The organism is Phytoactinopolyspora endophytica, from assembly GCF_004138495.1.
In the GTDB taxonomy this organism is placed as follows: domain Bacteria; phylum Actinomycetota; class Actinomycetes; order Jiangellales; family Jiangellaceae; genus Phytoactinopolyspora; species Phytoactinopolyspora endophytica.
Genome location: NZ_ML142863.1, coordinates 174,869 through 186,225, shown reverse-complemented (window position 1 = coordinate 186,225; position 11,357 = coordinate 174,869). Strand labels below are relative to the sequence as shown.

The window sequence follows — 11,357 nt, the reverse complement described above, 5'->3', positions numbered from 1 at the left end:
GACTCCGCGTACCTGCGCTATCTGGTGGCGCGGCTGTCGGCCTACCCGAACGTGTGGTGGTCGCTGTGCAACGAGTTCGACCTGCTCGACCGTCCCGTCGAGCGCTGGGACGCGGTGGGGCAGGCCCTCGCCGAGACCGATCCCCATGACCACCTTCGATCCATCCACAACTGGACCCGGCTGTACGACCACAACCGGCCGTGGGTCACGCACGCCTCGCTCCAGCTTGGTCAGGCGACCGAGGACTTCGGGCGGGCGTCGCTGTTTCGCGACGCCTACCGCAAGCCGGTCATCTTCGACGAGATCAAGTACGAGGGTGACGTGCCCCTGCGGTGGGGGCAGCTGACCGCGGAGCAGTTCGTCCACCAATTCTGGATCACCACGGTCGCCGGCTGCTATGCCTCACATGGTGAGAGCTTCGTCCTGGAGGACGGCAGCTTGCACATCGTCGAGGGTGGTGAGCTCCGCGGCGAGAGCCCGCCCCGGCTGGGGTTCCTCCGCAGGCTTTTGGATGAGGTCGATGGTGTGGGCCTGAACCCCATCGACAACTGGTGGGATCCCGACTTCGTCGCGGGCGTTCCCGGTGAGGTCTACTTTCTGTACCTTGGCGCTTCGGCCCCGTCGTCATGGATCTTCCGGCTACCTCAAGGTCCCCGAGGAGACCGGCTGTCGGTGGGGGATCGGTTCGAGGTCGATGTCATCGACACGTGGCGGATGACGGTGGCCTCGGTTGACCACGTGTTCGAGCTCACCGAGGTACAGCGAAACGACGCGTACGCGTCGGCGGCCGAGCCGGTGGATCTCCCCGCCGGCCGACCCATCGCGCTTCGCATCCGACGGGCTGGGTGAGGGCTCGATCGCACTCGGTGTCATGTTCGTGTGAGGTTCGCATCCTGTTCTTCGGCTAGCCGGGCTGCCCTGCTTGACTCTGCCAGGCGGACATATCGCCGCCATTCCCAACATTCAGGAATTGGACCACGATAGTGCGCAGATCATTCAGAGCCGGGGCCGCAGCCATCGCTGCCGGCGGGCTCATGTCACTCGCCGCTGTTGCGCCGATCCCGGCCACGGCTGAGGTCTCCGGCGTGGCCTTCAATGAGATCTCCCAGCGCGTCAATCCAGACTGGGTCGAGTTTTACAACAACGGTTCTGAACCCGTCGACCTCTCTGGATGGATGTTCCAGGACGAGAAGGATCGGGATTCAGAAGACTATGTCTTCCCCGACGGTACTGTGCTCGACGCTGGGGAGTACTTGGTGCTCGACGCCGCGGACGGTGACGTTCCGGGATTCGAGTTCGGCCTGGGCAAGGCTGACGTCGTCCGGCTGTCTGACTCGTCGGGCGCGCTGGTCGACACCTTCGCTTGGGACGCGCACGCGCTGACCACGTACGGCCGCTGCCCCGACGGCACCGGAGACTTCCAGTTGACCGCCGCTTCCACCAAAGGTGGCGTGAACGACTGCACCTCACCGGCGCGAATCAACGAGATCAGCTCCGAGTGGGTCGAGATCATCAACCCCACGGACGCCGACCTCGATCTGGGCGCGCACGTATTGCGCGGCGCCGGCGCCGCGGACGGCTATGAGATCCCGGCCGGTACGGTGCTCGAGCCCGCGACGTTCGTGGTGATCGACCAGGACGACCTCGGCTTCGACCTGGACACTGCCGACGGTGTGGAACTGATCGACGCCTCGGGCGCCGTGGCCGACGAACACGGCTGGGAGGCACTGCCGGAGACCAGCCAAGGTCGGTGCCCCGACGGCACCGGAGACTTCGAGGTCACGGCGTTGGCCACTCCGGGAGCGGCGAACGACTGTGTCCCGGCCGGCGGCCAGGACACGCTGCGGGTGAACGAGGTCGAGTCCAGCGGTGGTGACCCCGGTGACTGGGTGGAGCTGATGAACACCGGATCCGAAGACGTCGACCTCTCCGGATGGCTACTGCGTGACGACGACGACACGCACACCTCGACCATCCCCGAAGGCACCGTGATCGAGGCGGGCGGCTATTACATCCACGAACGGGATCAGCTCGGCTTCGGCCTGGGCGGGTCGGATATGGTCCGCCTGTACGCCCCGAACGGCAATCTCGTCGACGCGACCGAATGGGACGGGCACGCGCCGACCACCTACGGGCGTTGCCCCGACGGTTCCGGCGAGTTCCAGGTCACGGGCAGCGTGACCAAGGGTGCCGCCAACGACTGTGGTGACCCGGACGGTCCCGACGACCCGGATGAGCCCGGCGAGCCGTGGCCAGGCAGCCCGGATGTGGCCACCGTGGACCCGGCGGAGACCTTCGACGGTGATCTCAGCGGACTGGACTACCAGCCGACCGGCACTATGGAGCCGGCTGTCATGTGGGCCGTCGACAACGGTCGCGGCCGGCTGCACCGGTTGGAGTGGAACGGCTCGGTATGGGACAACAGCTCGGCGGACGGCTGGTCGGCCGGCAAGACCCTGCGGTACCGGGACGGCTCCGGCACCCCCGACAGCGAGGGGGTGACGGTCACCGGCGACGGCGACGTCGTGGTGGGCACCGAACGTGACAATGACAATGGCAGCGTCAGCCGGTTGAGCCTCCTCAGGTACGAGATCACCGGCACCGAGACGGAGTTGGTCGCCGCAGCCGAATGGGACCTCACTGCCGACCTGCCTCCGGTGAGGGCCAACGCCGGCGTCGAGGCCGTGAAGTGGGTTCCCGACACGACGCTGACCGAACTAGGGTTCATCGACGAGTCCACCGGCGACGTCTACGATCCGGCGAACTACTCCGGACACGACGGTGGCGTGTACTTCGTCGGCATCGAGGGCAGCGGCCTCGTCTACGGCTACGTTCTGGTCGCAGACGGGGACTTCCAGCAGGTCGCGGAGATCGATCCGGGCCTGGACGGAGTGATGGGGCTGGAGTACGAGCACGAGACCAGCACCCTTTGGGTGGTCTGCGACAACGGCTGCGAGGGCCGCTCGGCCCTGCTGCGGGTGAGCGACGACGGCACGTTCGAGCTAGCTGAGCACGTGGAGCGTCCCGCGGACATGCCGGACCTGAACAACGAAGGCTTCGCCATGACGCCCGCAGTGCAGTGTGTTGAAGGGATGCGTCCGGTCTACTGGGCCGACGATGGTGACACGGACGAGCATTCGCTGCGAGCTGGGACGCTGCCATGCATTGACGAGCCCGATCCGGACGATCCTCCGGATGAGGAGAACCCGCCTGGCGGCACCGAAGACGGCGGTGCTGAGGACGGCGGCACCGAGGATGGCGGTGCTGAGGACGGCGACGGTACCGATGACGGCCAGGGTGATGACTCCGGCGGAGAAGGTGGTGCGGACGGCGACGGCACCGACACCGGTACCGACGACGGCCAAGGTGACGACACCGGTACCGAAGGCGGAGAGGACCCGGGTCTACCCGACACCGGTGGCGTCAGCGACCTTCTTGTGATCGGTGGCGCGTTGGTGATGCTGGCCGGAATCGCGCTCCTCATCGGTACACGCAGGTCGAATCAGCTCAACGCCGGCCAGGCGGCTTAAGTTCTGAAGGACTCCGGGCAGGAACTCACAACCAGGAGTTCACGGTGCCGGCGCGCAATGTGTGCGCCGGCACTGGCGTTGGTGGTGTGTTCGCAGGCGGCCACGGCTGTGTGGGCTCGTGCGCCGATCCCGATCGGCATGGCTGACCGGCCGTCGTTGATCGTCTATCCACTGGTTTTAGGGCCCGACAACGTTCCTGCCATCGGCTCCGCGGACGACGCTGCCGAGGACGTGGTGCTGGCGGTGTTCTCGGCGCTGACGCACAAGAACGCGGTGCAGAAGGAAGAGATCCTCGAGGCTCTTGCCGTGGCGCTGAGCACCATCGATCCCAGGTCGGCGGCCTATCTTGCCGAGTTCACCGAGGTAGGATTGGCTGGGACGGCCGCATTGGAGATATGGAGGGCTTTGATGACGACGATGGCTTATCCGTACCAGTCTCACCTGCGCTCCCAAGGTCGCGAGGAAGGCCGCGAGGAAGGTCGCAAAGAAGGTCGCAAAGAAGGCGAAGCGCTGTTCGTGCTACGAGTGTTGCAGCGGCGCGGCCTCGACGTCTCCCATGATGCCCGTCAGCGGATCATTTCCGGTGCCGACGATGCGACACTTGAGAAGTGGCTTGACCGAGCGTTGACCGCCGAGTCTGTCCAGGAGCTCTTCGACTAGTCGTGCTTTCAGACTGCGCGTGGTCTGTCTCCGAACGCGTCGAGGTGTGCCCCCTGACGCGTATGTGATCATTCTCGAGCTGGTCGAGCCGGCCCTGGCCGAGGTCCAGGCAGCGCTGGGCGTCATCTCGCAGTCGGACGCCAGCCAGTGCGTCCCGTGATCACGGGCTAGTGTCCCATTAATCCGGTAAGACTGGGCACCATGTCCTCCGCCGAGAAGGGAGTCGTCGCGCGATGATCATCGATGCGCACCAGCACCTGTGGGACCTGTCGGCCGTGTCGTATCCGTGGCTCACGCCCGAGTCGGGGCGGATCTACCGCACCTTCACGCCCGCCGACGCCGAGCCGGAGCTCCGTGCTGCCGGGGTCAGTGGCTCGGTGCTCGTGCAGGCTGCCGACAGCATCGAGGACACCGAGGCGATGTTCTCCGTCGGCGCGGACCATCCATGGGTGAAGGGTGTAGTCGGCTGGGTTCCCCTGCTCGAGCCGGACAAAGCCGCCGCGACTCTGGACAGGTTCGTCACCAACCCGCGGTTCAAAGGCGTACGACATCTCATCCACGACGATCCGGACCCGGACTGGGTTGTCCGGCCCGCCGTCATCGAGAGCTTGCGGCTGCTCGCGGAGCGTGACCTGAGCTTCGACGTCGTCGCAGTTCTTCCCCGTCATCTGGAGCATGTCGCAACGCTCGCCGAGGAGATTCCTGACCTGCGCATGGTCATCGACCACCTGGCGAAGCCGCCGATTAAGACCCGGGAATGGCAGCCGTGGGCCGATCTGCTCGCGCGCGCCGGGTCCTACCCACACGTCTATGCGAAAGTGTCAGGGCTGAACACGGCTGCGGATACGGAATCCTGGACCGGTGAGGACCTGCGTCCGTATGTGGAGCACGCATACAACGTGTTCGGCGCCGAGCGACTGATGTTCGGCGGCGACTGGCCGGTGGCACTGCTGGCCGGAGACTACCAGCAGGTGCTGCGCGAGACGCTTGTGGCGTTGGACTTCTGCACCGGGGACGAGCGGGAGGACATACTGCATCGCACGGCCACATCGTTCTACCGGCTGCAGCTCGACGAGGAGGCAGCGTGGTGATCCAGCGGCTGGCGATCATCTCCGACATCCATGGCAACCTGACCGCGTTGGAGGCCGTGCTGGCCGATATCGACGCCCGGGGCATCGGCACGATCCTCAACCTCGGAGACATCATTGGAAAGGGGCCGCGGGGCTCGGAGTGTGTGCGGGTCAGTCGCGAGCGGTGCGCCGTGACTGTCCGTGGCAACTGGGAAGACTTTCTGCCGGTCGAGGATCCGTCCGAGCTCGGCGCATCGGCCCAGTGGTGGAACGGTGAGCTCACTCCGGGCGATCGGAAGTGGCTGCGTGAGCTACCTTTGGTGCACGACCTGGTCCTCAGCGGCCGGCGGATACGGCTTTTCCATGCTTCTGCGGAGAGTGTGCACGTGCGCGTTCACTTTCGGCACACCGAGGAAGAGTTCGCCGGCATGTTCGCGGCGACCGAGCTGACCGGTGCCGGGCCGGAGCCGTCAGTGGTCGGGTACGGGGACATCCATGACGCCTATGTGGAGACCAACAGTGGGCGGACGTTGTTCAACGTCGGCAGCGTGGGTAACGCACTGGATGAGCCCACAGCCTGCTATGTGATCCTCGAAGGCGTGCTCGACGGCGCGTCAGCGGACCCGTTCGGGCTGCAGTTCGTCCGTGTTCCGTACGACATCGAGGCGGAGATCGCCGTGGCGGCTGAGCTCGGGATGCCCGAACTCGACGCGTACGCCATCGAGCTGCGTACGGCGATCTACCGCGGACGTCACGCACAGCTCGGACTGACCGGGTCCACGGCATAGCTGATATCGGCTGTGCCGTCAACGTTGCCGGCGGCGTAGGGGAATACGCGCGTGTATCTCCGAGATGAACCCTTCTACCTGGGACGCGAACTCATCGACGTCTCCCGCCCAGATGATGGTGTCGCTGCCAGGAAGGATCACAGACCTGCCGTCTCGCACATGCTCCGCGATGTACGCGGCGTTGTCGGAGGGGATCAACCGGTCGTGTTCGCGGTGGAGAGCGAGCACGGGAACGGCGACGTCGGGGAGCGCGGCCCGGATATCGATCTGCCGGAACATGTCGAGCAGCGCGGTACCTCCGCCGACGCCTGCCGCCATGCGCATGTATCGTCCTATCCACCGTGCGAAGGACGCGTCGTCGGCGCGGCTGGGCGCGATCACGGGCAATGCGTCCTCGAAGACCACTCCGTGATCCAGTTGGGCGCGCAGTGCGTCGAAGACCGCGCTCCCCTCCGCGCCGAGCAGCTCGAACGCGCTGAAGGAAGCGTAGGTGACCACCGCGCTCACCCGCTCGGGTTGTGCCGCGGCGGTGAGCAATCCGATCGCGCCACCGTCCATGATGCCCAGCAGCGTCGCCCGCTGCATTCCGGCCGCGTCCATGACCGCGAGCACGTCGGCGACCTGCTCCTCTATCGGGGGGATCCCGGTATCCCGGTCGGACAGTCCGGTGCCGCGCTTGTCCAACAGGATGAGGCGGGCCGAGCGGGCCAGCCGCCGGAACAGCTGGGACAGACTCGGCTCCTCCCACCTGATCTCCACGTTGCTGCTGAAGCCGGGGATGAACACCAGGTTCGTCGGTCCGTCGCCCAGCATCTGATATGCGAGCCGGCCGGCGGGACCGCGGGCAAAGCGGGTGACCGGGAGATCTCCCCGGCCGCTGCCCGGATTGAGCGCGTCGTCCTGCCGCAGAATCATGCCTTCACACGCGCGGAGGTAGGGGGAAGGACCGACACCGAGCTCTTCGGCGAGAAGAGTGCGGACCTGGCGGTAGCGTTCCAGGGCATCTGCCTGTCTCCCCGAGCGATACAGGGCGATCATGAGCTGACTCCAGCGACGCTCGCGGAACGGCTGCTCGCGGACGAGGGCCTCGATGTCGCCGCCGAGTTCCGCATGTCGACCGGTGGCGAGCTCGGCGTCGATCAGGTCCTCCTGCGCCGTGTGTAGGAGCTCCTCCCACCGGCGGACGTCGCTGTCGGCGAACCGCTCCCAAGGGACGTCGGCGAGGGGCGGCCCACGCCAGAGCTCGAGCGCAGCGCGCAGCAGCGTCGCACCTGCAACGGCATCACCGCTCGACGACTCCGCGCGACCGCGCGCGGCCAGGTCCTCGAATCGATCGGTGTCGAGGTTGAGCGAGCGTTGAGCGGTCCGCCAGACCCTGGTGTCATGTCCGAACCGTATGACAGATCACCGAAGCCGATCAGCCGTGAACCGTTCACCATGGATCGCTCCGATCCCGCCTTCGCCGGGCAGTCGGTCTACACACCGGGAGCCCTGCGCGCCTACGACACTGTCGTGGTGCGGCTCTCGAACTCGTTGGTCTGGCGCTGCGCGGCACGTAGGATCCTCCGGCAGTACAACCGGCACGTCACCACATCACACCTCGATGTCGGTCCGGGAACCGGCTACTACCTGGATCGCTGTCGTTTTCCCGGGACGGCACCACATCTGACGCTACTAGATCCGAACCCCGACGTCCTTCGGTTCGCCGGGCACCGCCTGCGGAGGTACCGGCCCACGTCGTACGCGGCCGACGTGCTCAAACCCGTCGGGCTGGAGCCGGCGTCGTACCGATCGGTTGCGCTCAGCTATGTGCTGCATTGCCTACCAGGAGACATCCGCTCCAAGGCGACCGTATTCGACCATCTGATCCCGCTCGTGGAACCTGGCGGCGTCGTCTTCGGATCCACCATCCTGAATGGGGGCGTGCGGCACACTCGGCTCGGGCGCGCGCTGCTGCGCGTCTACAACGGAAAAGGCATCTTCTCCAACCTGCACGACGACCTCGACGGGCTGGAGGAAGAGCTCGCTAGCCGCTTCGGCCGGTACGAGCTCGAGGTCTCCGGCGCTGTGGCGCTCTTCGCAGGATGGCTAGAGCCGCCGACACAGTGACGCGATCGTGAATGGCGCGGCCTGCACGTCCGTACTCTGCCATCAGCCTCCGGCCGTTCGGTGGCGCGCCCACGTCAGCAGGTCATCGAGCGCCCACGTGTTGACGATGCGCTCGATCGGGACGCCACACGCGGCCGCGCGCTCGCAACCGTAGGCCTGCCAGTCCAGCTGGCCCGGAGCGTGTGCGTCGGTGTCGATGGAGAACAGGCAACCGGCCTCCACCGCCAGCCGTAGGAGTCGCTTCGGCGGGTCCAGCCGTTCCGGTCGGGCGTTGATCTCGACGGCCACGCCGAATCGAGCGCACGCCGCGAACACGATCTCCGGGTCGAACTCAGACGGTGGCCTGGTACCACGTGAACCCGTGATCAACCGGCCGGTGCAGTGCCCGAGCACGTCCGTGTGCGGGTCAGCGATGGCCGTCACCATTCGCCGGGTCATGTCGTCGCTGGACATGCGCAGCTTCGAGTGGACGCTGGCGACCACGACGTCGAGCCGGCTCAGCAGGTGGCCGGACTGGTCCAGGGTGCCGTCCTCATTGATGTCCACCTCGATCCCGGTCAGCACGCGGACCGCATTATCCCGGTGGTTCAGCTCCTCGACCAGCCCGAGCTGCTTCTCGAGCCGCTCCGCGGACAACCCGTTCGCGACGGTCAGGCGGGGCGAGTGATCAGTGAGGGCGAGATACTCGTGTCCGAGTGCCGCGGCCGCATCCGCCATCTCCGCGATCGGACTCCCGCCGTCCGACCAGTCCGAATGGCTGTGCAGGTCACCGCGGAGGGCCGCGCGGATGTCCGCGCCTCCTTCGGCCACGGGTGCCCCGCCCGTCGCCTCCAGCCGGCGTAGGTAGACAGGTGTCTCTCCGGAGAGCGACTCGGCGACGGCCAATGCGGTGACCTTCCCGATGCCCCGCAGCTCGGTCAAGGTTCCAGCATCGACACGTGCACGCAGTTCGTCCGCGTCGAGAGCCTCGACTGTCGCCGCGGCGCTTCGGAATGCGCGCACTCGGTATGTCGGCTCTTGAGCACGCTCCAGCAGGTACGCGATCCGGCGGAGGGCGTCGACGGCATGGGCTTGCGAGGTCATGTGCCCAGTCTCCCGGACGTCGCACTCGTCTACCTACGCTGTGTGGCATGGTGCGTTTCACCACCGCGTGCGACGGCAGCAGCGTGGATTGCCGCGCCCCGGCGCGTCACTCACCCCGTCTCGTCTACGCACAGTGATGGTCCGGAGGTGGAAAGGCGGGCCTGGCGCCGATTTGCGGGGGCGTCAGGCGCCGGGCCCGCCTGCTTAGAGTGCCGGAGAAGGTCCGGCGACGGCCTGGGTCTGTTGCTATGCGTCCAGACTGACGGATCCGCCGTCCACGAGCATCGGGACAGATACGGGGATTGGTACGTAGTTTCTTGACGATTACGTACTCATTGAGTCCGGCGCTCGGCGATCCAGCTGATGACCTGGGCACGGGAAGTGACGCCGAGCTTGCTCAGGATGTTCTCGACGTGGGTCTCGGCGGTGCGTTGGGCGATGACGAGCCGGGCCGCGATGTCCTTGTTGCTCAGCCCTTCGGCGAGGAGCTCGGCGATCTCCAGCTCTCGCGGGGTGAGGCTCCCAGCCGCCGCTGGCCGGCTCTTGGCGGGTCCTTTCGTCTGGCGTTCCGCGGCGGCGTCGAGGGCCAGATCCACTGCCTGCTCGAACGGGTACGACGCGCCCTCGGTGAACTCGCGCTCGAACCGTGCGGCACCGAGCGCAGTGCGCACGGCGTCGATAGAATGCTCGTCGAACTGGCTGTACGGCGTCGTCTCATCCACCCGTGCCCCACTCGCCCGCCAGACCGCCCGGGACGCGCCCAGCAGCCTGGCCGCCCGCGCATCGGGCGAGGCGGAACTGGCGCACCACGAGAGAGCCTGAACGGAGAAGCCGATCCCGGTGTTGTCGTTCAGCGGCTGCCACAGGCGAATGGCGTCCCGTAGCGAACGCGTCGCCTCCTCGTAGCGGCCGGCACGCCACTGGACGATCCCCACCCCCCACAGCGCGTACGCCTTGGACGACTGCGCGCCGTGGTACTCGGCCAGGGCGAGCGCCTCCCGGCTGAACTCCTCCGCGCGGGGGTCACCGAGAAAGAAGGTGGCGGCTGCGAGCAGGATCAGCGTGTCGAACTCACCGAGCCGGTCGCCGACGGCCCGGAAGCCGACCAGGCCGTCCTCCAATAGCGCTACGGCCGACGGCAGGTCACCCTGGTACAGGGTGGCATGGCCGGCGCACTCTTTGATCCGGGCCCGCAACAGGTCGTCGTCGAAGCGCTCGACGAGCTCTCTGCTTTCGGCCAGCATCGCGTGCGTCCGCTCCAGTTCGCCGGCGAGCATGGCCAGATAGCCGGCCGCCCACAGGGCGGTAGCCCTCTCCGGTGTCGGTTCCTTGGCGAGCGCCAAGGCCCGGTCCAGGTAGCGATAGCCTTCCCGCAAGAATCCGGCGAACCAGAAGTTCCACATCGCCGCGGCGATCTCCAGGGCGGCCGACGCCTCGCCAGACTCCGCGAGGCAGAAGTCCAAAGCCGCCCGGACGTTGCCGTGCTCGCGCCGCAGCCGGATGAACCAGGCGGCCTGTTGCGGGCTGAACGCCTCCGAGGCGTACCGCAACGCCAGCAGGCGGTAGTAGTCCCGGTGGCGGATCTGAAGCGCTCGCACATCCGCGTCGGCAAGGTGTGCCGCGCCGTACTGCCTGATCGTCTCCAGCATCCGGTACCAGGCGGCAGTGTGCTCGGTTACCTGCTCCCTGATGATGATCGACTTGTGCACGAGGCTCGCGACCAGGCCGAGGACGTCGTCATGCACGAATCCGTCTCCCGCGCACACTTCCTCGGCTGCCTCGAGATCGAAGCCGCCGGAGAAGACCGACAGACGAGTCCACAACAGCCGCTCCTCAGGCGTACACAGATCGAAGCTCCAGCCGATGGCGGCGTCCAGAGTCTGCTGGCGAGGTGGCGCGGTCCGGCTACCGGTGCCGAGAAGCCGGAAGCGGTCTTCGAGACGGTCGAGGATCTGGCCGAGCGAGAGCGTCCGGAGCCACACCGCCGCCAGCTCGATGGCCAGTGGCATCCCGTCCAGGCGTCGGCACAGCTCGAGAACGGCACCGCGGTTGGCGTCGACGATCTCGAAATCGGGGGCGATGGTGCGCGCACGGTCCAGGAAGAGCGCCACCGACTC

Annotated in this window: 9 protein-coding genes; 6 read left to right on the top strand and 3 right to left on the bottom strand. The window is 66.8% G+C overall.

The genetic code is table 11. The features are described from left to right. From ELR45_RS39000 to ELR45_RS25065, 5 genes are all read left to right on the top strand, one after another. A partial coding sequence (locus tag ELR45_RS39000) for a DUF5605 domain-containing protein (protein WP_205857213.1) occupies positions 1-849 on the top strand: 849 nt, incomplete at its 5' end. Between the two features lie 236 nt (positions 850-1,085). Beyond that, positions 1,086-3,530 carry a lamin tail domain-containing protein gene (locus ELR45_RS25080; RefSeq protein WP_165368087.1) on the top strand — a complete coding sequence of 815 codons (2,445 nt, stop codon included), beginning with the start codon at positions 1,086-1,088 and terminating at the stop codon, positions 3,528-3,530. Between the two features lie 138 nt (positions 3,531-3,668). Beyond that, a complete protein-coding gene (locus ELR45_RS25075) occupies positions 3,669-4,190 on the top strand; it encodes a hypothetical protein (RefSeq protein ID WP_129668766.1) in 522 nt (173 codons plus the stop codon). Positions 4,191-4,423: 233 nt separating this feature from the next. After that, on the top strand, positions 4,424-5,281 hold the full coding sequence (locus tag ELR45_RS25070) for an amidohydrolase family protein (protein WP_129668765.1): 858 nt from the start codon (positions 4,424-4,426) through the stop codon (positions 5,279-5,281). Further along, positions 5,275-6,048, top strand: coding sequence for a metallophosphoesterase family protein (locus ELR45_RS25065; RefSeq protein WP_205857212.1), 774 nt, complete (start codon positions 5,275-5,277; stop codon positions 6,046-6,048). The genes ELR45_RS25070 and ELR45_RS25065 overlap by 7 nt, the downstream gene beginning before the upstream one ends. Before the next feature lie 18 nt (positions 6,049-6,066). Here the strand turns inward: ELR45_RS25065 and ELR45_RS25060 are convergent, their stop codons facing one another. Continuing rightward, on the bottom strand, positions 6,067-7,446 hold the full coding sequence (locus ELR45_RS25060) for a bifunctional AfsR/SARP family transcriptional regulator/alpha/beta hydrolase (protein ID WP_276320729.1): 1,380 nt from the start codon (positions 7,444-7,446) through the stop codon (positions 6,067-6,069). Here ELR45_RS25060 and ELR45_RS25055 point away from each other — a divergent pair. Next, entirely contained in the window at positions 7,432-8,157 is a 726-nt protein-coding gene (locus ELR45_RS25055) for a class I SAM-dependent methyltransferase (protein ID WP_205857211.1), read from the top strand. The genes ELR45_RS25060 and ELR45_RS25055 overlap by 15 nt on opposite strands. Before the next feature lie 42 nt (positions 8,158-8,199). On the opposite strand, the gene ELR45_RS25050 is transcribed toward ELR45_RS25055, so the two are convergent. Further along, positions 8,200-9,240, bottom strand: a complete 1,041-nt coding sequence (locus tag ELR45_RS25050; RefSeq protein WP_129668763.1) for a PHP domain-containing protein — start codon at positions 9,238-9,240, stop codon at positions 8,200-8,202. A 332-nt stretch (positions 9,241-9,572) separates the two neighbouring features. After that, positions 9,573-11,357 (bottom strand): ATP-binding protein (locus ELR45_RS41445; protein ID WP_240760122.1); only part of this gene is annotated, 1,785 nt, incomplete at its 5' end.